At 45.8% G+C, this 21,946-nt stretch carries 21 protein-coding genes; 4 read left to right on the top strand and 17 right to left on the bottom strand.

The features are described 5' to 3' along the window. Positions 1–3 precede the first annotated feature (3 nt). From P8H32_RS08315 to P8H32_RS08280, 8 genes are all read right to left on the bottom strand, one after another. Complete coding sequence (locus P8H32_RS08315; RefSeq protein WP_297291187.1) at positions 4–819, bottom strand: CpsD/CapB family tyrosine-protein kinase; 816 nt, start codon at positions 817–819, stop codon at positions 4–6. Positions 820–869: 50 nt separating this feature from the next. Further along, on the bottom strand, positions 870–2,633 hold the full coding sequence (locus tag P8H32_RS08310; protein ID WP_301089151.1) for a hypothetical protein: 1,764 nt from the start codon (positions 2,631–2,633) through the stop codon (positions 870–872). 23 nt (positions 2,634–2,656) lie between these two features. Further along, entirely contained in the window at positions 2,657–3,982 is a 1,326-nt protein-coding gene (locus P8H32_RS08305; protein ID WP_297291189.1) for a hypothetical protein, read from the bottom strand. A gap of 44 nt (positions 3,983–4,026) precedes the next feature. After that, complete coding sequence (locus P8H32_RS08300; protein WP_301089149.1) at positions 4,027–4,593, bottom strand: polysaccharide biosynthesis/export family protein; 567 nt, start codon at positions 4,591–4,593, stop codon at positions 4,027–4,029. A 281-nt stretch (positions 4,594–4,874) separates the two neighbouring features. Continuing rightward, a complete protein-coding gene (locus P8H32_RS08295; RefSeq protein WP_301089148.1) occupies positions 4,875–6,668 on the bottom strand; it encodes a GGDEF domain-containing protein in 1,794 nt (597 codons plus the stop codon). Between the two features lie 199 nt (positions 6,669–6,867). Further along, the gene (locus P8H32_RS08290) at positions 6,868–7,512 is read right to left on the bottom strand and encodes a thiol:disulfide interchange protein DsbA/DsbL (protein ID WP_301089146.1); all 645 of its coding nucleotides are present in this window, start codon (positions 7,510–7,512) and stop codon (positions 6,868–6,870) included. Between the two features lie 163 nt (positions 7,513–7,675). Next, positions 7,676–8,335, bottom strand: coding sequence for a c-type cytochrome (locus P8H32_RS08285; RefSeq protein ID WP_297291193.1), 660 nt, complete (start codon positions 8,333–8,335; stop codon positions 7,676–7,678). Between the two features lie 61 nt (positions 8,336–8,396). After that, positions 8,397–8,708 (bottom strand): c-type cytochrome, encoded by a 312-nt coding sequence (locus tag P8H32_RS08280; protein WP_297291194.1) that lies wholly within the window; start codon positions 8,706–8,708, stop codon positions 8,397–8,399. A 145-nt stretch (positions 8,709–8,853) separates the two neighbouring features. Here P8H32_RS08280 and yihA point away from each other — a divergent pair, with 145 nt between their 5' ends. Next, positions 8,854–9,489, top strand: a complete 636-nt coding sequence (yihA, locus tag P8H32_RS08275) for a ribosome biogenesis GTP-binding protein YihA/YsxC (protein ID WP_301089144.1) — start codon at positions 8,854–8,856, stop codon at positions 9,487–9,489. 183 nt (positions 9,490–9,672) lie between these two features. Here yihA and polA read toward each other — a convergent pair whose 3' ends face one another. Further along, the gene (gene polA, locus P8H32_RS08270; protein WP_301089182.1) at positions 9,673–12,435 is read right to left on the bottom strand and encodes a DNA polymerase I; all 2,763 of its coding nucleotides are present in this window, start codon (positions 12,433–12,435) and stop codon (positions 9,673–9,675) included. Positions 12,436–12,965: 530 nt separating this feature from the next. On the opposite strand from polA, the gene P8H32_RS08265 reads away from it, so the two are divergent. Both P8H32_RS08265 and P8H32_RS08260 read left to right on the top strand, forming a co-directional pair. Beyond that, entirely contained in the window at positions 12,966–13,238 is a 273-nt protein-coding gene (locus P8H32_RS08265; protein ID WP_297293363.1) for a hypothetical protein, read from the top strand. A gap of 221 nt (positions 13,239–13,459) precedes the next feature. Then, positions 13,460–13,939 (top strand): Lrp/AsnC ligand binding domain-containing protein, encoded by a 480-nt coding sequence (locus P8H32_RS08260; RefSeq protein WP_297293362.1) that lies wholly within the window; start codon positions 13,460–13,462, stop codon positions 13,937–13,939. Positions 13,940–13,990: 51 nt separating this feature from the next. Here the strand turns inward: P8H32_RS08260 and P8H32_RS08255 are convergent, their stop codons facing one another. From P8H32_RS08255 to P8H32_RS08235, 5 genes are read right to left on the bottom strand one after another with little or no spacing between them, the layout of a single operon-like run. Continuing rightward, the gene (locus tag P8H32_RS08255) at positions 13,991–14,659 is read right to left on the bottom strand and encodes an SCO family protein (RefSeq protein WP_301089142.1); all 669 of its coding nucleotides are present in this window, start codon (positions 14,657–14,659) and stop codon (positions 13,991–13,993) included. 17 nt (positions 14,660–14,676) lie between these two features. Further along, positions 14,677–15,564 (bottom strand): heme o synthase, encoded by an 888-nt coding sequence (gene cyoE, locus P8H32_RS08250; protein WP_297293360.1) that lies wholly within the window; start codon positions 15,562–15,564, stop codon positions 14,677–14,679. Positions 15,565–15,575: 11 nt separating this feature from the next. After that, on the bottom strand, positions 15,576–16,769 hold the full coding sequence (locus P8H32_RS08245; RefSeq protein ID WP_297293359.1) for a heme A synthase: 1,194 nt from the start codon (positions 16,767–16,769) through the stop codon (positions 15,576–15,578). Between the two features lie 17 nt (positions 16,770–16,786). Further along, positions 16,787–17,428, bottom strand: coding sequence for a hypothetical protein (locus P8H32_RS08240; protein WP_297293358.1), 642 nt, complete (start codon positions 17,426–17,428; stop codon positions 16,787–16,789). Then, a complete protein-coding gene (locus P8H32_RS08235; protein WP_297293357.1) occupies positions 17,429–18,181 on the bottom strand; it encodes an SURF1 family protein in 753 nt (250 codons plus the stop codon). A gap of 63 nt (positions 18,182–18,244) precedes the next feature. Between P8H32_RS08235 and P8H32_RS08230 the strand changes: the two genes are divergently transcribed. Beyond that, a complete protein-coding gene (locus P8H32_RS08230; RefSeq protein WP_297293356.1) occupies positions 18,245–18,505 on the top strand; it encodes a DUF2909 domain-containing protein in 261 nt (86 codons plus the stop codon). Positions 18,506–18,685: 180 nt separating this feature from the next. On the opposite strand, the gene P8H32_RS08225 is transcribed toward P8H32_RS08230, so the two are convergent. From P8H32_RS08225 to ctaD, 3 genes are all read right to left on the bottom strand, one after another. Next, positions 18,686–19,666 (bottom strand): cytochrome c oxidase subunit 3, encoded by a 981-nt coding sequence (locus tag P8H32_RS08225; RefSeq protein WP_297293355.1) that lies wholly within the window; start codon positions 19,664–19,666, stop codon positions 18,686–18,688. Positions 19,667–19,729: 63 nt separating this feature from the next. Further along, positions 19,730–20,311: a cytochrome c oxidase assembly protein gene (locus P8H32_RS08220; RefSeq protein WP_301089140.1), complete on the bottom strand. Its 582-nt coding sequence runs from the start codon at positions 20,309–20,311 to the stop codon at positions 19,730–19,732. A 65-nt stretch (positions 20,312–20,376) separates the two neighbouring features. Then, a complete protein-coding gene (gene ctaD / locus P8H32_RS08215; RefSeq protein ID WP_301089138.1) occupies positions 20,377–21,936 on the bottom strand; it encodes a cytochrome c oxidase subunit I in 1,560 nt (519 codons plus the stop codon). Between the last annotated feature and the right edge of the window lie 10 nt (positions 21,937–21,946).

The following is a 21,946-nucleotide window of genomic DNA, read 5'->3' as shown; positions in this document are numbered from 1 at the left end:
TGTTTATTCCGCTTTATTTAGCACTGTGCCCAAAAGCTCGGTACCCTCTAATAACTGCAAAGATCTTTTGATGTCTTCTTCACTGCTACCACCATCTTCAATCACCAATAAGGAGGCATCGACAACCGGGGTAAATACCAGCGCATCATCGTTAACTAATAATGCTGGCAAATCAAATACAATGATTCTGGATTCATAGCGAGATGTCAGGTCATGCAGCAGCTCTTTCATTGGCGGCGAAGAAAGCATTTCAGAACTGTAATGAGGGTCCGCTTTACCTGGTAAAATAACTAAGCGCTCAAAACCGGGATTAACCATTATATCAGCAACAGAAACTTCACCTTTTAAATGATCAACTATGCCTGCCTCTGCCTCCAGGCCTAATAGCTCAAGCAGGCAGGGATTACGCAAATCCATATCCACTAACAGCACGGTTTGGTTAACTTCTTTAGAAAGGCTGATGGCCAGGTTCAGGGCGGTTATTGATTTTCCAGCGCTTTCATTAGGGCTGGTGACCGCAATGGTTTTCCAGTCGTTAGCACGAATTTTTTGTAGCACCTGTGTTCTTAATTGGCGGTAGGCCTCCGCGCGCTGGTCAAAATCAAAGCCAGCAATAATACGGTTATTCCTTAATACATCATCCGATAGTTTAACCTGGCGTGTTTTGGTGTAATTAATTTCTTCCGGCACGCCAGTAACCGCAGGTGCCAAGGGCCCTGCGGATGGGTTTGCTTCGGGCGCGGAATTCTCGGCTGCGTTGCCGATTTTTCCTTGACGCTCATTTCGAGCCTTGTCAATTGCTTGTTGTATGTAGTCCATGCTGAGAACCTTGTCTTCTGATATCTATTGGTTAAAGTCTAGTGAGTAATTTAAGGCATTCTTCGCAATGACTTAAACCAAAGGACATCTAATGGTGTCACAAAGAAATGGATTATAGCGGCCCCTGCGATCACGATAAACAGCATAGCCCCGGCAATAATATATTTTTTGTTTAAGCCTTTTTTAATTTCACTGTCTATTTGTAAGTAAGGTATTTCTACTAATGGCTGCATACCGGTTATGCCAACCAAGGTTCGCGCACCCCATACTCGGGACGATAGGGCCTCGGCAAAAATGGCAGTGACCACACCCGTAACAGCGGCCAGTACAAAGCCCATAAACATAATTGCCGGTCGATTAGGGCTTACTGGCTTTTGTGGAATTTCCGGCGGGTCAATCAGCGTGAAGCGCTCACCCTTGCGGCCCTGTTCCAGTGTTTTTGCCAGCTCCGCTGTCATCTGCTTGGCTTTTATTTCTTGATATTTAATCCGCGTGTTATCCAGGTCACGCACCATCTCATTATATTCTTTCTCAATCAGGGGCGCGTTTACAGCAAAGCGTTCATATTTACCTTTTTTTGCAATCAGGGAGGCGCGCTTCTCATCTAAGAGTTCCAACTCCAATTTTGCAGATTCTACCTGTCCATTAAGCATTAAGTAGGATGGGTTGTCCGGGTCCTGCACCGGTGCCTGGGACTCTGTAGCAGCCGGTAAAGCGGCAATCTTTTCTTGCAGCGCTGCTACTACTTGTTCCTGTGTAGTCACTTTGGGATGCTCATCGGTATATTTATCTTTAAGAGCTTTTAGGGTTTCTTCTTGTTCTCTTAGCTCTTTAAGGTAGACATCATTATCTTCAGCAACAATACCCAGCTTTTTTTCCAGCGCTTCAATTTCTCTTTTATTGCGCACAACCGTGGGGTGGCTGTCACTGTAGAGCGCAGAATTTTGGCTATATCTGGCGCGTAGTGCTTTTAGCCTGTCCTGCTCGCTTAAAACCCTTTCTCCCGTTGGCAAAACCGAGGGGGTATAGGGGCTGATTAAGCTTAAATCTGATTCTAATCTAATTAATGCCTTTTGAAGATCTTGCTTTCGCATATCCAAGGCACCAACATCATTGCTGGTACGCTCAACAACTTTTAAATTATATTGAAATAACGCTGGCAGGTTGTCTTTATTATCCTGTTTAAAGGTTGCTAAATTGCCTTCCTGGGTTTCCAATTTATTTGCCAGGCTATCCACTTCCTGTTGTAAAAATGCGGAGGTGCTTGATGACTGCTCGGCCCTTGCTCGCAGGTTTTCATTCAGGTACAGGCTTACCATTTCGTTGGCAACTTTTTGTGCTTTTGTGGGCGATGAATGCTCAAAGCTGAGGGAAAACGCAATGGTAGCTTCTGCTTTTCGACCATTTGAATCAAGTACGCCCGCACTAATAACATCCAGCCCCACCCGTTTAGTAAATTCATGAACTATTTCACTGGCACCTTTGGCTTTTAAATCAGCTTCGCTGAATAATTTATGGGTCTCAACCAGCCCCATAATATTTTTCATTGTCATAATCCGCGCTTTGATTGTTTGGATTTGCTGAGCAGCATAGGTTGTTACTGTGGAAGTTACCAAATCGGTCGGTATCTGCTGTGCCTCGATCAGAATAGTCGCTGAAGATTTATAAGTAGAGGGCAATAAAAGTGCTATTGCCACAGCAATTGAAAATACCATTGACGCGGGCACAAGCATTTGCTTTTTGCGCCGCTTAAATAGCTTGACATAATCGCCAACGCTTTTAGTCTCTTCCTCAAAATCAACTGCCGTATTCATATTTCTTTTTCTCTAATTGGATCTTAGAAAGACCATGATCGCTGTCTAGGTTTATAGGTTATTTCAAAACGCACAATATTACCGGAAGCGTCCTTACCCCTTTGCTTCTGTACACGATGGCTATAGCCTATTTTTAACCGCCATTGCTCTAGTATATCTTTATTATATTCAAGCTTTATCTGTGTAAATTCTCTATTACTGACTTCCTGGCTAGCGTCTGAAGTAAAACGATCCAGAGCTTCGTTTTCAGAGTACATGGCTTCAACTTTAAATCTGCTCGTCTCTGATGCCTTAGTATTCCAGCCCAGGCTGTAACGTCTGGAGTCTAATAAATAACCTCTTGAACTTGGCTGGGCAGTAGCGCTATAGGCAAAGTTAAAAGTATCCCTTTCATCTTCCCAGCGAATATCAAACGATATCGACTCAGTACTGGACGCCTGACCTTCCAAATCACATAGACCCCTGCTAATCTCCAGAGTCGGTGAAGCGATGTAATTCGGGTTATTACATGCATCTTCAGGGTCGGTAATGTCATAATCTGTTTCGTAGTCCACATCACCAAATAGCCCTTCAATACTTAACTGTTCTGATAATTGGTAGCTGCCGCCCAGTTGAACACCCTCGCCTTCCGTAGCAATCACATAGCTTTGTTCTACCTGCCGCGACACCAGACCTAAGGACGGCTCTAACTCAAAAAATACATAAGTGCCGGTGCTGCTGGTCTGGTCTTCAGACTCATAATTCGAGACATTAAAGACTAAAAACAACTGAGCCTTCTCATTCAAGTTATGCGTCCAGCGAACTGTTGAGTTCCATGTATCAGAGCCGACAAACTTTTCGGCCTCGTATTTTCTTTCACTGGCCGAAAAGTTTATTGCCAATGAGTTAGACTCATTGACCGTATAAAAATAGTAAGGGCTTAAAGTCAATAGCTCATAGCGGTCGTTGGTTAAGCGGCCGGAATCATTCAGTTCGCTGTTTCTGTTAGTTGAACGAAGAATTGAAACGTTAACCCCCGCACTATATTGCTCGCCTCTCCTATTACTCGAAAACTGAAAGTTTTGATCATCGCTATTATATTCCGTTCGGTTGTACTCGGAAAAAATGAGCTCAAGATCCGCCGCAGTAGACCAGTTTTCACCTTCGTAGCGCGCTCTAAGCAGTGGCTTCAGGTTTACGCCATGAAGTTCGTCCTTAAAACTTTCATCTAATCCTGCGTTGTCATCGTACTCCGTCTCTACATTCAGATCGCTTTCCAGCAAAAGTTGCGCTGAAAATAACGGTGATGAAAAACATACTATGGTGCAAAAAAATGCATTAACAATATACAAAGAATATTTTTTAGCCATTGAGCTTCTGTTTTTTTTATAAATTCTTATCGGTAACAAGCTTGTTATCGCACGACGACAACGTCACCGCTTTGCAGTACGATATTAGTTTCCAGGTCCTCGCCAGCTTTAACCTCACCATACTCAAAGGAAATCGCTGTTTGTTCACCGGTTTTAAGACGGCGCAAAATTTTAATATTATTTTCTGATGCAAATGTGTTTAACCCACCCGCTATAGATAGTGCCTGCATCACGTCAGTAGGTCGATTGATAGGATACTCACCGGGACGGAGCACTTTTCCTATGATATAAATTTTGTTGCCAGCTAGCTGCTTCACTGAAATTGTGACAGTTGGCGTGTCTTTTAAAAACTTACCCAGAGCCACTGAAACAGCATCTTCAGCTTCAAGCGTTGTGGATCCACCAATCATGATAGAGCCAGCCAGGGGGAAACTAATATAACCATCGGGAGACACCACCACGTCTCTGGTCAGGCTGTCTTCATTCCAGACGTCAATAGCTAGAAAATCCCCTGGATTGATTTTATAGGAAGGGGCAGCGAAGCCATGATGAGCAAATAAAAATGTGCATAAACAAATTAGAATTCGAGCTGCCATTTCATTAATTTTCATTATTATTTCCACTGCTTTTAATACCGCTATATCAAGGGCGATAGAGAATCTCACAAGCTGCCTACACCGCACAATAGCTACAGGTGATAGCTGTTAATTATTCACGAACTTAAAGTTGATTATTTTTTATACAACGCGGCAATTAAACGGCCAAATTCAAAAAACTCTTGCTAAACAATACTATAGCTGATGTTTTCAATGTAGATAGTAGATATTGGAGGTTAAATGTGTGAAAAGTGAAAGTTTATCCCGCAGAATGGCCAAGCTGGTTAAAAGCTAACCTAATTCTGGGGATTTCCCGGGGGCTTGGCTAATACGCACCGGTTTCTACCCCCTTTCTTTGCCTGATAGAGTGCTTTATCAGAACGGGCAAAAACCCTGTCACCACTATCACCTTCAACAAACTCTGACACCCCAAAAGACATGGTGATGGATACGGGCTGGTCTTTAAAGTGAAACGGGCAGCTGGCTATTGCCTCCCTTACACCCTCCGCCACTTTATAAGCCTCGTCCTGCTCGGTTTCCGGCATCAGAACAACAAATTCCTCACCCCCAAGCCGGGCAATAAAGTCGGTTTTACGTAAACGTTTACGCAGGGTCTTAGCGATAATTCGCAAGACTTTGTCACCGGCCAAATGGCCGTAGCTGTCATTAATACGCTTAAAAAAGTCAATATCACAAACCACCATGGACAAAGGCCGCTTATAGCGCTGCCGCCGTTCAAACTCCACTTCCAACCTTAAATTATAAGCCTCCCTATTGGGTAGCTGGGTTAGTACATCTCGCAGAGCCTTTTGGCGCTGCTCCTCGATACGCTGCTCTGCATCTGCGGAAGCAGATTCCATGGTTTTGACTTGCTCGACCAGAGCATCAAGTTTTTTAGACAAGGCACTTTCAGATTGTTGTTCGCCCGCCTGGTATTGATCCATGGCAACAACAATTTGATCGAGCCGAGCGCTAACTTCTGATTTGAGTTGTTCCAGTTCTGTGGCCTCTTGCACGGACTGCTGCATAGCACTGACTTGCTCGCGCATAGAATTGCTAAGCTGTTTGCCCGCTTCACGCCCCGCCCCATTGGCTTGTTCTGACTCGCTGATAAATTTATAGGCCTGCAGCAAGCGGTCATTAAGCTGGGAAAGAAAGACTTCAAATTCTTGCTGGTTGCGATCAAAAGCTGAGATAACAACTATGCTGATATCTTCCAGAGTGGGCACCAGCTCATACCAATTTAAACCTTTTTCTATTTGCTGTTGCGCGGCCTGGTAATTTTCTTTGGCCATGGGTGGCGGTTCGATTTGCTCGAGTAGCTCTTGTAATACTTCGCACACCGCTTTATTCAAGCGGAAAAAGGTCGGCTCTTCGCCAACGGATGCAGGGTCTACTGTGTTGCGTGGCTCTTCAGCATCATCCGACAGGTCTAGTCCGTCATTATCATTTTCGGCCTTTGCAAATGGGGTTGTTTTTGTAAAGCCCCCTTTAATAGTTGCTTCAGGGCTAGCACTTTTTTTTGCTATTTCTATAATTTCTGTTTCAGGAGTTTTATGATCTGCTGTCCATTGATGCCAAAAAGGTTTGCTGACACGCTGAATATTTTTTTCATCCAGCACCTCCCGTTGCACTTTGGCAAACTCGTTGACCAGTATTGAATACTCCTGAACCGAACCGCTGCGGATTTTCAGGCTTTTATTTAAACGTTTAAGTTGCTGGGCGGCATCTTTTTCCGGCTTTAGATTTTGTAATGTGGTGACGAGTAATTGAAAGCCCTGCACTATTGACTTGGCACGCTCGTCTTTCACGATATCCATGCGCTTAACCTGGCCCTCCAGGGCCTGTACCACGGTATTGAGATCACTGCCCGATGGGCCGCCATCGCGAAACATCTGGCGCATACCTGCAAGCTGTTTATCTAATTGCTGGTCTACCCCCTCTGCAACCACGCTTAAACGGAGTACCGCTTTAAACAATAAAGCGACCATTTGCTGCTGCTGGCGGTCGCGCTTTTCCTGTTCATCAAGGGCCTCGAGGTATTTATCTTTCCATTCGTTTTGTGTGTTGGGGGAGGTTTTGCGGTTCATGCCTTGTTTGTCCAGCTTTGCTAAAAGATAGATTTCAGTATAGACCCGAATGTTGCTTACCTAAGTGTTTTCGTTAGTAGCAGGCTGTTATTTCCGCGAGGGCGGGAATGACGAGGTTTAAGTGGGGCCAGACTGGTTTAATTGTGTATTGATGAGCAATCAGGCGGCGGAGCCCGCCTGATGAAAAACGGGATAAGTGCTACTTAGCTAGCTGGGCGCGCTCTTTTTCAACTAAGAAATCCACCACTTTCAGCATCTCAGCCTGGCCTCCGGACAAACGCGATGAAACGCGATACTTACCATTAACAACGATTTCAGGTGTGCCGCTGATTTTATAGCTACGAGCACGGGCATCGGCCTGTTTAACCATGCTGTTTACGCTAAAGGACTTAAAGGTTTTACGAAACTCTTCCCGGTCAACACCATAGTCGGCAAACAGGTCTTCAATTTCACCGGCATTGGCCAGGCGCTTACGCTCAACATTCATAGAGGTAAAAATAGGGTCGTGGAGTTTATCCATCACACCCAGTACTTCGGCAGTAAAAAACATGGCCGCGTGGGTTTTCATATTGGCATTCCACATCGCCGGGGACTGCTGGAAATCGACATAATCAGGCTTGCGCTTTTTCCATTGTTTAATCAGTGGCTCAAAGCTGTAACAGTGACTGCAGCCATACCAAAATACTTCCACTACTTCGACTTTGCTGCTGTCACGGGTGCGAACAGGCTGATCTAGTACCACATAGTCTTTGCCAGCAACTGGTTCCTGTGCACTAGCGAAAGCGGATGTCATTATTAATACCAGGGCAGTAAGGATGACTGGCATCTTAATAAAACGATTCATGGGATTACTCCATTTAGTCATTATTTCTAACGGGCAACATTAATACAGCTTTAATTGTTTTGCTACGCAATTAGTCTGCAGATAACAAGATTAATTCCTTGGGTTTGTTAGACCTATAAAAAAGGTGGCCTTAGCCACCTTTTAAACAATCCACAATAAGGAATTAATACAAGCCTGAAATATAGCTTGCTACAGCATCAATTTCGCTGTCGCTCATGCGGTAAGCTACATCGCGCATAATCTTGGTGTCGCCATCATTGGCACGACCCGGCAGGCCATCAGCAGCAGCGCGGAAGGCTCTTAGCTGTGCAGCAATGTAATCAGCATATTGACCACCTAGCGCAGGATAACCTGCTGGGGCATTACCTTTGCCTGTTGGTGAGTGGCAGGCGGTGCAAGCCGCTACACCTTTGCTGCGAATACCGGCACGGTAAATTTCTTCACCTTTGGCTGCATTTGCCGCCTTGGCCTGGCCACCTGAAGCGGCCTGGCTCGCGTAGTAAGCGGCGATGTCGGCTAAATCGGCATCGTTAAAGTTGTCTAATTGACCTGCCATTGTTGGAACTGCGCGGCCATTACATTTTTGAGCTTTTTGTTCTTGAGCAGAAAGGTAGCCACACTGGATATCCTTTAGTTGCTTCACTAAATAGCGCTCATTCTGGCCCGCCAATTTAGGAAAGGTCGGCACTATGCTGTTACCGCCTTCGCCATGACAGGCCACACAAGTTGCCGCTTTGTTTTTGCCTGCAGCGGCATTGCCACCTGCCTGTGCAAAACCTGTAAAACCTGCAATGACTAAAAAGCCTACTAATAATTTTTTCATAGTTGTTCCAACAATAGATCTTAATATTGAGCACCTGCTTGTGTGCAGTGCTTAAGCTAACTTACTTTTTTGGTGTGGCCATATATTGAATCAAAGCCTGGAATTCTTCCGGCGTACAATCAAAACACATACCTTTTGGTGGCATAGCGTTCATGCCTTTATCAACACTGGCTACCAACACGTCCATTCCCTTTTCCAGGCGTGGCGCCCACTGGGCAGCATTACCGGTTATAGGCGCGCCCGCAGCACCGGAGGCATGGCATACGGCACAACTCTTACTATAGCGATCGATGATCGCCTGGTCTGCCGCCTGAGTGACAAGGCTAGTCATAGCTAAATAGGCTATTGAAGATGCAATTAGTAATTGTTTCATTCGATTCCCCTTAGGTTGGTCGTGTTACTTTGTGCCAGATGGTCGCAAAATCCGCGGCATTATACACAAGAGTGGCATCCTATCGCCATCCCTGTAGTATGACCAAACGTAATAGATTGTCACCAGTATTCAAAAAGGCCCTCTTTTGACCCAAATAAAAATCAACTTTCGCCAAGCGGAATTCTTAACCAGCGCCCCCACTTTAGCCAAATGCCCTGCTGACAGCGGCATTGAAGTGGCCTTTGCCGGCCGATCAAATGCCGGAAAATCAAGTGCAATCAACACCTTAACTGAAAATAAGCGAATGGCCAGAACCAGTAAGACTCCTGGCCGAACCCAGTTAATTAACTTTTTTAGCCTCAGTGATAGCCAGCGCATTGTCGATTTACCGGGTTATGGCTTTGCCAAGGTGCCGATGGAGGTAAAAGAAAAATGGCAGCGTCATCTGGAAGAATACCTGCGGGAACGGCAATCACTCTATGGTTTGATCTTGTTAATGGACTGTCGGCACCCTCTTCAAGACTTCGACCGCATGATGCTGAACTGGGCCCAGAGCTGCGATATGCCGGTGCATATATTGCTGACCAAGGCGGATAAGCTGAAGAAGGGGCCTGCCAATAATAGCCTGCTGAAGGTTCGTAAAGAGTTGGAGCCGATGGCTGACCTGGTCAGTGTGCAATTGTTTTCTGCTTTGAAGCGTACCGGGCTGGACCTACTGCAGGCCAAGCTAAACCAGTGGTTAACCATTGAAGAAAAAGCTGAAGCCGAACCGGAAGAATAAAAAAACCCGGCGACGACATGATCGCACCGGGTAACGTATCCAGAGCTTCCAAGGGGGAGAAGTCTGGTCATGGAGACTAACTAATGCAGGGGAACACTAGCTGGGTGGCATTCAACCACTGCAACTATGACCGCGCCCACTGTTACTTAGTTCCACACTCTCAGTAATAAACCCGGCAATAAATTAATGCGCCTCATCCCAGTTGTCACCTTTGCCTACATCGACGATCAAGGGGGCATCCAAACTAGCGGCATTACCCATCAGTTGTTTGACTTTCTCGCATAGCACCTCTATTGATGACTCGGCCACTTCAAACACCAATTCATCGTGTACTTGCATAATCATTTTGGCATCGATATCCGCATCCCTTAGCCATTGGTCAACAGTGACCATGGCCTTTTTAATGATATCCGCGGCGGTACCCTGCATGGGGGCGTTAATTGCTGTGCGCTGTGCAGCTTGACGACGCATACCATTACTGGCGTTGATCTCCGGTAAATGCAGGCGACGGCCAAATAGGGTTTCTACATAGCCTTTTTCTGAGGCGTCGGCCTTGGTTTGATCCATATAGTCATGCACACCCGGGTAGCGAGCAAAGTAGGTATCAATATATTGCTGGGCTTCATGGCGGCCCACATCAATTTGCTTGGCCAAACCGAAAGCGGACATGCCATAGATTAAGCCGAAGTTAATAGCCTTGGCTCGACGGCGCTGTTCTGTCGATACTTGATCCAGCGGCAAGCCAAAGACTTCGGCGGCTGTTGCCTGGTGAATATCTTTGCCCGCCGCAAAGGCTTCCAGCAAGCCTTTGTCCTGGGACAGGTGCGCCATAATGCGCAGCTCAATTTGGGAGTAATCCGCCGCCACAATTTTGTATCCCTCAGGGGCAATAAACGCCTGCCTGACTCGACGACCTTCTGCGTTGCGAATCGGGATATTTTGTAAGTTAGGGTCTGAGGAAGACAAACGGCCGGTGGCTGTTACCGCCTGGTGATAGGAGGTATGAATGCGCCCTGTCGTTGGGCTAATCATTTCTGGTAGCTTATCGGTATAGGTGGACTTCAGTTTGCTCAGGCCGCGATATTCCATCAGCAATTTGGGTAGTGGGTAGTCCAGGGCCAGTTCAGCAAGAACCTCTTCAGCGGTAGAAGGTGCACCCTTGGGGGTCTTTTTGATCACCGGTAATTCCAGCTTTTCAAACAGGATGCGGCCCAGCTGTTTAGGGGAGCCAAGGTTAAATTCCTCCCCCGCCAAATCAAAGGCTTCTTTTTCCAGCTCTTCCAGCCTCTTGCCTAATTCATGGCTCTGGACTGAAAGTAACTCCTTACTAACAAGCGCGCCATTGCGCTCTATTCGGGACAGTACCGGTACCAGCGGTAGCTCGATCTCCTGCAGCACTGACTTTAGCGCAGCATCCGCTTCAAGCCTGGGCCATAAGGCTTGATGCAAGCGCAGGGTAATATCCGCATCTTCCGCAGCATAGGGTCCCGCTTCGCTTAATTGAATTTGGTTGAAGGTAAGCTGCTTGGCGCCCTTGCCCGCTATATCTTCAAACTTAGTGGTGGTGACGTCTAAATAATTTTTGGCAAGGCTGTCCATATCATGACGGCTGGCGGTGCTATCCAGCACATAGGACTCCAGCATGGTGTCGTAGTCGATGCCCTGCAGGGCGATACCGTGATTGGCCAGTACACTTTGGTCGTATTTCAGGTTCTGCCCTACTTTGGGTTTGCCCGGGTTTTCTAATAGGGGCTTGAGTGATGACAGGACGAAGTCTTCACTTAGCTGCTCTTCTGCACCCAGATAATCATGGCCAAAGGGTACGTAAGCAGCACTGCCCGCCTCCACCGCAAATGACACACCCACCACGCGGGCTTCCATATAATTAAGGCTGGTGGTTTCTGTATCGAAGGCAAATAAATCGGCCTGCTCCAGCTTGTCTAGCCATGCCTTAAAGTCCGCCTCGGTCAGCACCACCTGATAGTCGTTCTCAGCAGGCGCCTCTGGCGTCGCGATACTATTTTCAGCCTGCCCTGCATTGGGAGCTAAAGGAACACCGGTGCCGCCCTTCTCCACCTCCTCTACCCAGGTTTTAAACTCCATTTCTTTGAAGTAAGTAAGTAATAACTCACTATCTGGACCAGCAACGGAGATAGTATCAACAGTTTCTTCTAGCTCTACATCCAACTTGATGGTAGCCAGCTCATAGGATAAGTAAGCATTCGCTTTTTCCTTTTCCAGCTTGGCGGCTAAGGTTTTGGCACCACGGAGAGCAAGCTCAGAGACCTTGTCTAAATTGGCATAGAGAGTATCCAGCCCCCCTATTCCCTGCAGCAGCCCCAGGGCTGTCTTTTCACCCACACCGGCAACCCCTGGAATGTTATCGACCTTGTCACCCTTCAGTGCCAGGTAGTCAATAATCAGCGATGGCGGAATGCCGAATTTGGCCATCACGCCCTCCTCGTCCATCACTGTAGCGGTCATGGTATTCACTAATGTGACATGCTGGTTAACCAGCTGCGCCATATCTTTATCGCCGGTTGAAACCACAACATCCAGTCCCTGCTCGGTGGCCTGGCGAGCATAAGTGCCAATCACATCATCTGCCTCTACCCCGTCAACAATAATCAGGGGCAGGCCCATGGCTTTGATAATGTTATGGATGGGCTCGATCTGCTCCCGTAAATCATCTGGCATGGGTGGACGCTGGGCTTTGTACTCCGGGTAGATATCATCCCTGAAAGTTTTGCCCTTGGCGTCGAATATCACCCCAACCTGACTGCCAGGATAATCTTTCAGCAAACGCCGCATCATATTGATAACGCCTTTGACTGCCCCTGTGGCATGTCCCCTGGAGTTAGTCAGGGGTGGCAAGGCATGATAGGCACGATATAGATAGGAAGAACCATCGACTAATACGATGGGTTTGCTGGCTGTCTCTGTCATGGTCGTTTTTGGCTTCGCGGTTATAGCGCAGATCGGCGATTGGGAATCGACTGACTGACTAATGTTAGGAGGATTATTTTTGCGCAGGCCATTATCACCGTGGTGTTGGTTGCAGGCAAGGGATTTGGTGGTGGGGCATGGCGTGTCTGATGCCACTATATCTAGTGGCATCATTTAAACCACTACACAACTTAATAAATCACCACTCTCCACCCGAAAAGGTAACACTTTTATTTCTAAAATATTTCAAAAAGTGTTACCTTTTAAAAGTCGGCATAATTTTTGTTTTATTTCTTTATAAACAATAACTTAAATACAAATTATCCCCTTAGTTAAATCGTTTGTTACAATATAATTTCTAAAAAGTAACAAATATTTCATCTCGAATACTGGACGAAACTCAAATAAGTGTTACTATTAGCACCGTTGCAGTAACAACTACAACAAAACGGCCAAAAGCCAACTAATATGCTGAGTATTTAACATCTTAGGTATTCGACGAAAACACACTCAACTATAGGAGAGTAATCATGAAAAACGTGGCTATCTTAGCCGTTATCCTGGGGGTTCTTGGCAATGCTGCCAATGCTGAAAGCGCTGTAAATGAGGCACCCTCTATGACTCTGGCAATGAACAGCAATGCTGCTGTGACTTGGGTAGAGCCCGCAGCGGCTATCAGTAACAAAGCCCTTGCAAACAACATTGAGCTAGAAGTTGCTGAGACTATGGAAAAAGTATCCATAGACCTAAGCAAACAGCTTGAAGATAAAATTGCTAAGGAACTTGAGTATGCGATGCATTAATCGTTGACGCCCGGAACCACTAGGAACCGGGCATTTTCATTTCGGTTAACACTCAAAACCCTCTGTATTACATTGACCTAGACCCTCCGTTATAACTATTTCGCACAATTTTCCTGCTTTACCCTGCATAATCAGACTATTAAAACCATAAGTTATCACTATTTTTAGTTCAACTAACTGGTTAGAATTCTATTCTTGAAATAATCAGCTGGTTAAACTCCATGAAAGCTCAAAAGCCCCTAACGCGTATCGATAGTAATATACTCCGCGAACTCCAGGCCGATGGCCGTATTACCTATGCCGAACTTGCACGCCGGGTAGGCTTAACAACCACGCCTTGTATGGAACGCGTTAAACGAATGGAAAGGGAAGGGGTCATTAAAGGCTATACCGCCTTGTTGGACCCTAATTATCTGGAAGCAGGACTGGTTGTTTTTGTACAAATACGTTTATCTCGTACCTCACAGGATATTTTTGAACAATTCAAAGATGCAGCGGTTGCGTTGCAGGAAGTACAGGAGTGTTATTTGGTATCGGGTAACTTTGATTACCTGATTAAGGCTCGCGTAGCGGATATGGCGGCCTACCGTGAATTCTTAGGGGAAACTCTTCTAACATTACCGGGCGTTCAGGAGTCCACCAGTTATGTGGTGATGGAACAAGTCAAAGAAACGCTGAATATTGCAGTGCCGTACAAGTAGGCAACCCAATAATCCTGTCATTCACGCGAAGGGGGGAATGACGGAAACCGGCTAACGGGTTGCCCGAATTGATTGATAACCGATGTTCAATTTGGATAATTCAGGGGGCGAACGGAAGAACCCTACATAGTGGCCCTTAGGATTAATAATCGCAATATTGCCACTATGCTCAATGTTATAGTTCTCACCGCCACCGGGTGATTTACTGAAAGGAATATTCAGTTGCGTAGCAAAACGATGCAGCTCTAAAAACTCACCGGTTACACCGACAAAATCTTCATTAAAAAACTTCACATAGTCATACAGCTTTTCTGGTGTGTCCCGTGCAGGATCGACACTGACCAAAACAATTTGCAGATTATCTGCATATTCTCCTTCCAGTTGACCCCGATAAAAACGATTTAATAAAGCTAGCGTAGTAGGGCAGACATCTGGGCAATAAGTAAAGCCAAAGAAGATCAGCGACCATTTGCCTTGCAGGTCTTCGGGGGTAAATGGCTGCTTATTATAATCCACTAAAGAGAAGTCTTTAAAAGAGCGGGGATTATCAAATAAAAAAGTACCGTTAGTTTTTAATTCGCTATCAGTTAATATTTTGGGTTTACTTAAGCCATAAACAAAAAAACCGACAAACAGGCAGACGAATATAACAACAACGGCAACGGTCATATAAATGCCGCGCTTTTGTTCAGGCTGTAAACTGTTGGCCGGTTGGTTCATCGCTTTTCCTAAAGTCGTTATACGTAGTGATCAACTAGCATAATAATATATATCGCCATTAAGTAGACAAGAGAATACTTAAAAGTTGCCATTGGCGCGCCAGGTTTATTACGCATTATAGCGATAGAGTAATACAGATGGACAACACCCAAAATAACGGCACCCGCCAGGTACAACAAACCGGATAAGCCCGTAGCGAAGGGCAGTAAGCTTGCAGCGATTAGTACAAAGGTATATAACAGAATATGAAAGGCCGTGTACTCAACACCATGTGTTACTGGCAGCATGGGAATAGCGGCTTTGGCATAGTCTTCTTTACGATTAATCGCCAGAGCCCAAAAATGCGGAGGGGTCCAGGCAAAAACAATAAGCACCAGAAGTAGGGCGTGGCCGTGAATTTCATTATTAACCGCAGTCCAGCCTAAGAGCGGGGGAGCAGCACCCGGCAAGCCACCAATCACAATATTTTGTGGCGTCGCGCGCTTTAACCACAGGGTATAAATTACCGCATAGCCAATCAGCGAAAACAATGTCAACCATGCTGTTAGCTGATTGGTGAAGATTAATAAAACTGCCAGACCCACTGCGCCCAATACCAGGGCAAAGATACCCGCATGCGCCTGACTAATACGGCCCTGGGCAACAGGGCGCTTTTTAGTGCGGTTCATCAAGGTATCAATACGTTGGTCTACCAAGTGATTAACTACTGCGCCACAGGCAGAGCACAGGCCAATACCCAAATTTCCGAAAATCAAAATATCCAATGGCACTATGCCCGGCACAGACATAAACATGCCAATGGCGGAGGTGAGCAGCATTAAATACACTACATTAGGTTTGGTTAGCTCGTAGTAGTCCCCCCAGGTGGTGGATGGACTCGACGGTTCACTGGTTGACTCTGACATACTAAAAATCTCTAAACGGGCTTTGCTGTAAAAACACGATGGTTTAACGTTACCATAGTGATTAGAAGCAGGGCACCTACCAAATTATGCGCCACGGCGACCGATACTGGAAACTGAAAAATAATATTACCCAAGCCCAAAAGAACCTGCAGTATTAACACCCCCAGGATCACCGAAGCTATAGTGCGAGTTTCTGGCAACGCTATGCGCATATATAGAACAACGATTAAAAACAGCAAATAAGCCGTGGTAATAATCGCGCCTACACGGTGAATAAAGTGAATCGCGACACGCGCTTCGTTATCCATAATACCACCGAGGTAGTTAGGGCCAATACTTTGCGTGATATTAAAGCCTTCGTTGAAATCCATATCTGGTAGCCACTGGTTCTGGCAAGTTGGCAGATCCGGACAGGCAACCGCAGCATAGTTAGACGTCGTCCAACCTCCTAATGCTATTTGAACAAAGACAATCACTAAACCAATCACCGCCCACCGTCGGAAGGCTTTAAGCTGTTCGAAGTTTACTGCTGGTACTTGCCATTGCAAATTATTAAGGCGAAGGGTTAATAGCCACAGCAAACTAAAGGTAGTGAAACCACCTAATAAGTGAGAGGTGACGACTTGTGGCCAAAGCTTTAAGGTCACTGTCCACATGCCGAATAAACCCTGCAAAATAATAAAGGCCAGCAAAAACGCCGGTAATTTAAAGGGCTGGACGGACGTCCCTCGTTTTAATCCGAAGTATGCCAGGGTCAGTATCGTAGCGATTACTGAGGCCACCGCAAAAGGTTCCATAACCACACCAACAACCGCAGTCACCGCCGTTAATAAAACATTGGTAACCAATAATGCACTGATAGTTTTTACCGGTTGTTCCTGCCCCCTATATCGCACCGCTAAAATAAATATAGCAATGGCGAAAAACCCCAAGGCCTGGGCCAAATAACGATGCACCATTTCTGGCCAGGTTTTATCGTGTTCAACCGGCATGTCAGGATAAGCCTGATTAGCCGCCTTAACATCCTCGGCACTGGTCGGCCAAAGTACATGGCCGTAACAGCCAGGCCAATCAGGGCAGCCTAAGCCAGCATCAGCCAAACGAGTGAAAGCGCCCAAGGCCAGAACAAGCACCGCAAAGATAGAGGCTATTAGTGCCAGTTTAAAACCGGGCAATCGATTTTCGGGAGAATTAAATAAAGCCATTCATTTTGCCTTTTGTCTTACTTAATTAATCGTTTCATATCGCGAACAACAGCTTTGCCTAAGGTGTTCAGTGTGTCCTGTTCGGTATTTTCTGCTTGGTAGTGCATCATTAACCAACCGCGAGGATCAACGACATAAAATGTATTTACTTTAAAAGGGTCGATATCTACAGGGGTAAATAATTGCTGTAGCTCTACATCTTGTAATGAAACAACATCAACGCCTTTATACTCTGTGTCAAAGCGTTCTTTTAGGGCGTCATCAATACCATTATTAGTGACATAGATTAACCGCACCCGATTCATTTTTTTTGCTAGCGCAATAATGCTTTGCCTGGCGATATATAACATTCTTTCACAGCTGCCTTCGCAACGTTGGCCGCCTAAAACCACAAAAGCCCATTTCGGTTCCGGCTTTGAATAATCAAATGTTTCACCGTCAATATTCATTAAGGGCAGCTCGGCAAACTGCAACGGCGGAACAAGTAATTCACCATTGTTTACCGTGCCCATATCAACAGCTTTAGAAGACACTAAAAGATAAAGACCTGTCGACAAAATAAATACCAATGCAGGTATTCCAAAAATACCTAGAATGACTTTACGATTCTTTCTATTTTGCTCGACTTCTTGCTGCGATTTAAAAACTTGCCCTGACACTTATACAACCTCTACTTTATTACGTTTAATCAACGACCATAGATTGGTATTAGCTAATAAACCAATAACCAATAAGGCCACCGCCATAGCAAACCACTGCACTGCATAACCGGTATGCTTTTCTGGCTGCAGGTTTACCACTACCCAATTGGGTGTATAACTGGCGGCAGATATTTGTTTTATGCGCACACTATAAGGAAATAGTGTTTGCTCAAATTCTTTTTGCAGTGCCTCTATATTCAGTGACTGCATCACTCTGGGCCAACCACTGGCTGACTCATCTGCCAGTAACATTACATCACCCTGCGGTACATAAACTTCACCGATGAGCGCTATTTCACCGGCAATGGCTTTAATAGCCGGCAGGCTACGGCGGGAGATATCACCCTCTAACCAACCCCGATTGACTAAAACCATTGTCTTGCTATCCACGAGGCGAAACGGCGTTATTATCTCATAACCAAAGCGTCCCTGATAAATTCGATTATCCAATAACACCGCTTTTTCATTAACGAACTCGCCCCTCAGGGTCACGGGCTGGTAGCGAAGATCAGCCTGGGTATTCAGGGCTTCCAACGCTACCGGGCCAGCCAGCTGCCGATGTTCGAATAAGTCCTGAAGCTGCCGCTTTTCTTCTGCTCTATCCAGCTGCCAAAACCCTAACGAGATTACTACAGGCAACAATAGAACCGCCAACAAGCTAGCGCGCCAGTTGGGTGTAAATTGTAATCGCTTTGATTGAAGATCGGACATATAAAAGATTAATTTGCCTGAGTTATAATGCCACTTCTATCCAACAGACTCTGGAGTCTATTTATGTGGTTAAAAGTGGTTATTGTATTTCTGTTTATCGCCCTGGTAATCAGTTTATTTACCAGCCTGGGCTTTCTGATTAAGGATCAGTCGGCGGGCAACAACGATAACAGCCGCTATACCTGGAACGCATTAACCGTGCGAATTGTGCTGGCATTTCTACTACTGAGCTTTATCTTCTTCGGCGTATTTACCGGGAAACTTGGCTCTAATGCCCCATGGGATGCCCGCTATAGCGAAAAAATCACTCCTGTCACTAAATAGCTTATCGCCGTCATTCCCGCGAGGGCGGGAACCCAGCCTGCACCCAAAGTCACTGGATCCCCGCGTTCGCGGGGATGACATTTCTTTGCGGCAATAACATTCGAATTCACCATGCTTTAAACGTAAAAAAACGGCTGTGAAGTTAGCTCCACAACCGTTCCTTGTTATTGCCAAGCTTTCTTAAAGGATGTAAACGAACAGGAACAAACCTACCCATACCACATCAACAAAGTGCCAGTACCATGATGAGGCTTCGAAACCGAAGTGATCTTCAGCAGTAAAGTGGCCAGCTTTGGTAGAACGCAGCCACTGGATCAACAGCATAATCATACCCATACAAACGTGGAAGCCGTGGAAGCCAGTCAACATAAAGAAGGTTGAGCCGTAAATACCTGAGTGCAGATACAGGCCGTATTCAACATAGGCTTCGTGGTATTCCATATACTGTAAGTAAACGAACAAGATACCCAGGGCAACAGTAATACCTAACCAAAGGTTTAACTTCTTACGGTTGTTAGCCAATAGACCCAAGTGAGCCATGTGCGCAGTCACCGAAGAGGTCATTAGCACGATGGTGTTCCACATCGGTAACCAGTGCAGGATATTATCCCAACCAGGAAAGCTAAGGTTCTTCTCGGGGCCGGCCATAATGCCGTTGTTAGCTATGGTCTGATTACTGATACCAACAGCATCCTGTGGTGTCGTCATCATTGGCCAATTGTAGCTGAAACCTTCCCAGATCAAACTATTCATACGGCCGCCGTCGCCCTCACCACCCAACCATGGGCCTGCAAGGTTACGGACGTACCATAGCGCACCAAAGAAGGCGGCAAAGAACATCACTTCTGAAAAGATAAACCACTGCATACCAATAACGTAAGAGTGTTTTAACTGGCCGCTGTTCATACCGGCACGGTTTTCAATAATCGTCTGGCGGAACCATGCGAACAAGGTCGCCATAAATAAAACCAGGCCCGTGATGAAGATAAACCAGGAATTGGTATCTGTCTCTATGCCTGTTTTTATAGTCGCCAATCTATCATTCAACACATTAGCCGCGCCGAATAACGCCGTAAACAAAGTTAAACTAGCAAATATAGCCAGCTTGCTTTGTTCGGGAACGTAATAGCTCTCGTAATCTGAGTTGCTCTGACCTGACATTTTTTTTCTCCGTTTATTTCGCTGATATTTTCAACGAAAGAAATAGCTTTTTGTTTTATCTGTTTATCGTGTGGCAACTTTGGCTTGAGGACCAACCATCGCTGTCACATCAAAAATTGTGTACGACAAGGTAATGCTTTTTATATCGGCCGGTAAATCCTGGTCGACAATAAATTGCAGTGCCATTTCTGTTTCTTCACCGCCGTCTAAAGGCTGTTGGTTGAAACAAAAACATTCTGTTTTATGAAAATACTCCGCTGCTCGTGCCGGTGATACGCTCGGTACTGCTTGAGCCACCATATTTTCCGCTAGCGGGTTTTTGGCATAAAACACGGTGTCGTTAACTGCGCCGGGGTTCACCTTGAGAACAGAATCGGTTGGCCGAAATTCCCAGGGCATACCATCATTATTAGTCGCAACAAACGAAATTCGAATTTCGCGACTGGTATCAACGGTGGCTTCCACTACGCGGTAACGTTCGCCACTGGTTTTCCCGTTAATACCCAGTGCATCACAAAGCACATTGTATAACGGCACCATCACTACAAATACAAAGGCGAACATAACAACAACCACAATCGATAATTTACCGACTGTCATAGCAACTGAACCCGTTGCCTCATTGTTTGTTGGCATATCCGCCATTGTTACCTCTTTTACAACAATCTACATCTTCTACTTAACTTCTTACAAAACATACAACCCAACCGTTATTTAACTTCCGGCGGCGTTGAGAATGTGTGGTAAGGAGCGGGAGTTGCAACGGTCCATTCAAGACCTTCAGCACCTTCCCAGGTTTTCTCTTCGCTGGTTTTCTCACCTGAAGTAATGGTGCGAACCACATTGAACAGGAACAATAACTGCGAAGTACCATAGATAAACGCGCCGACTGAAGACATGGTATTGAAGTCAGTAAATTGCAGCGCATAATCAGGAATACGACGTGGCATACCTGCTAACCCTAAGAAATGCTGAGGGAAGAAGGTCAGGTTAAAGCCGATAAACGAGATCCAGAAATGGGCTTTACCCATGCTCTCGTTGTACATGCGGCCACACCACTTCGGCAACCAGTAATAAACCGCAGCCGACATACTAAATACCGCACCCGCAACCATTACGTAATGGAAGTGAGCAACAACAAAGTAGCTATCGTGGTACTGGAAATCTACCGGTGCTAATGAAAGCATAACACCGGTGAAACCACCTACGGTAAACAGGAATACAAAACCGATACAGAACAGCATTGGCGTTTCAAACGTCATTGCACCCTGCCACATGGTTGTGATCCAGTTAAATACTTTAACCCCTGTTGGTACAGCAATCAGCATGGTGGCGTACATAAAGAACAACTCACCAGCAATCGGCATACCTACGGTATACATGTGGTGAGCCCACACGATAAACGATAGGAAAGCGATAGACGCTGTTGCATAAACCATTGAGTCGTAACCAAACAACGGCTTACGAGCAAAGGTTGGGATAATTTGTGACACCACACCAAACGCAGGCAAGATAATGATGTAAACCTCTGGGTGACCGAAGAACCAGAAAATATGCTGGAACAGAACCGGGTCACCGCCACCAGCCGCTGAGAAGAAGCTGGTACCGAAGTGAATATCCATCAACATCATAGTAACCGCACCCGCCAGTACTGGCATTACAGCAACCAGTAGGAAAGCAGTGATTAACCAAGTCCATACGAACATTGGCATTTTCATATACGTCATGCCAGGCGCACGTAAGTTGACGACAGTGGCAATAATGTTGATTGAACCCATGATTGACGACAGACCCATCAAGTGAACGCCGAAAATAAAGAACGTTACTGTGTCTGGAGCATAAGTCGTTGACAGTGGTGCATAGAATGTCCAACCGAAGTTTGGCGCTCCGCCTTCCATAAATAATGTTGAAGCCAACAGTAAAAAGGTAGGAGGAAGAATCCAGAAACTTAAGTTATTCATTCTTGGTAACGCCATATCAGGCGCACCAATCATCATTGGAATTAACCAGTTAGCCAAGCCAACAAACGAAGGCATGATGGCACCGAATACCATCACGAGGCCGTGCATGGTAGTCATCTGGTTAAAGAATTCAGGCTCTACAATTTGTAGGCCCGGTTGAAATAATTCCGCACGAATGATCATGGCAAAAGCACCGCCCATGATAAACATGGCGAAGCTGAACCAAAGATACATCGTACCGATATCTTTGTGGTTGGTTGTTGTTACCCAACGCATTAATCCTGTTGTAGCAGGCCCGTGCGCACCCATTGTGACTCCT

It is taken from the genome of Oceanicoccus sp. (assembly GCF_029238675.1).
Taxonomy (GTDB): domain Bacteria; phylum Pseudomonadota; class Gammaproteobacteria; order Pseudomonadales; family Dasaniaceae; genus Oceanicoccus.
The sequence above is the reverse complement of the archived record's forward strand: the minus strand, read 5'-3'. Positions and strand labels throughout refer to the sequence as shown.

Bases quoted from the DNA above. Each gene is read 5' to 3' on its own strand.
- P8H32_RS08300 (WP_301089149.1), bottom strand. From the start codon at position 4,593: ATGAAAATTAATGAAATGGCAGCTCGAATTCTAATTTGTTTATGCACA.
- P8H32_RS08245 (WP_297293359.1), bottom strand. From the start codon at position 16,769: ATGGCTTTATTTAATTCTCCCGAAAATCGATTGCCCGGTTTTAAACTG.
- P8H32_RS08280 (WP_297291194.1), bottom strand. From the start codon at position 8,708: ATGAAACAATTACTAATTGCATCTTCAATAGCCTATTTAGCTATGACT.
- P8H32_RS08225 (WP_297293355.1), bottom strand. From the start codon at position 19,666: ATGTCAGGTCAGAGCAACTCAGATTACGAGAGCTATTACGTTCCCGAA.
- P8H32_RS08290 (WP_301089146.1), bottom strand. From the start codon at position 7,512: ATGAATCGTTTTATTAAGATGCCAGTCATCCTTACTGCCCTGGTATTA.
- ctaD (WP_301089138.1), bottom strand. From the start codon at position 21,936: ATGGGTGCGCACGGGCCTGCTACAACAGGATTAATGCGTTGGGTAACA.
- P8H32_RS08255 (WP_301089142.1), bottom strand. From the start codon at position 14,659: ATGAACCAACCGGCCAACAGTTTACAGCCTGAACAAAAGCGCGGCATT.
- P8H32_RS08305 (WP_297291189.1), bottom strand. From the start codon at position 3,982: ATGGCTAAAAAATATTCTTTGTATATTGTTAATGCATTTTTTTGCACC.
- P8H32_RS08235 (WP_297293357.1), bottom strand. From the start codon at position 18,181: ATGTCCGATCTTCAATCAAAGCGATTACAATTTACACCCAACTGGCGC.
- P8H32_RS08220 (WP_301089140.1), bottom strand. From the start codon at position 20,311: ATGGCGGATATGCCAACAAACAATGAGGCAACGGGTTCAGTTGCTATG.
- P8H32_RS08315 (WP_297291187.1), bottom strand. From the start codon at position 819: ATGGACTACATACAACAAGCAATTGACAAGGCTCGAAATGAGCGTCAA.
- P8H32_RS08265 (WP_297293363.1), top strand. From the start codon at position 12,966: ATGAAAAACGTGGCTATCTTAGCCGTTATCCTGGGGGTTCTTGGCAAT.
- P8H32_RS08260 (WP_297293362.1), top strand. From the start codon at position 13,460: ATGAAAGCTCAAAAGCCCCTAACGCGTATCGATAGTAATATACTCCGC.
- P8H32_RS08285 (WP_297291193.1), bottom strand. From the start codon at position 8,335: ATGAAAAAATTATTAGTAGGCTTTTTAGTCATTGCAGGTTTTACAGGT.
- polA (WP_301089182.1), bottom strand. From the start codon at position 12,435: ATGACAGAGACAGCCAGCAAACCCATCGTATTAGTCGATGGTTCTTCC.
- P8H32_RS08310 (WP_301089151.1), bottom strand. From the start codon at position 2,633: ATGAATACGGCAGTTGATTTTGAGGAAGAGACTAAAAGCGTTGGCGAT.
- cyoE (WP_297293360.1), bottom strand. From the start codon at position 15,564: ATGTCAGAGTCAACCAGTGAACCGTCGAGTCCATCCACCACCTGGGGG.
- P8H32_RS08295 (WP_301089148.1), bottom strand. From the start codon at position 6,668: ATGAACCGCAAAACCTCCCCCAACACACAAAACGAATGGAAAGATAAA.
- P8H32_RS08230 (WP_297293356.1), top strand. From the start codon at position 18,245: ATGTGGTTAAAAGTGGTTATTGTATTTCTGTTTATCGCCCTGGTAATC.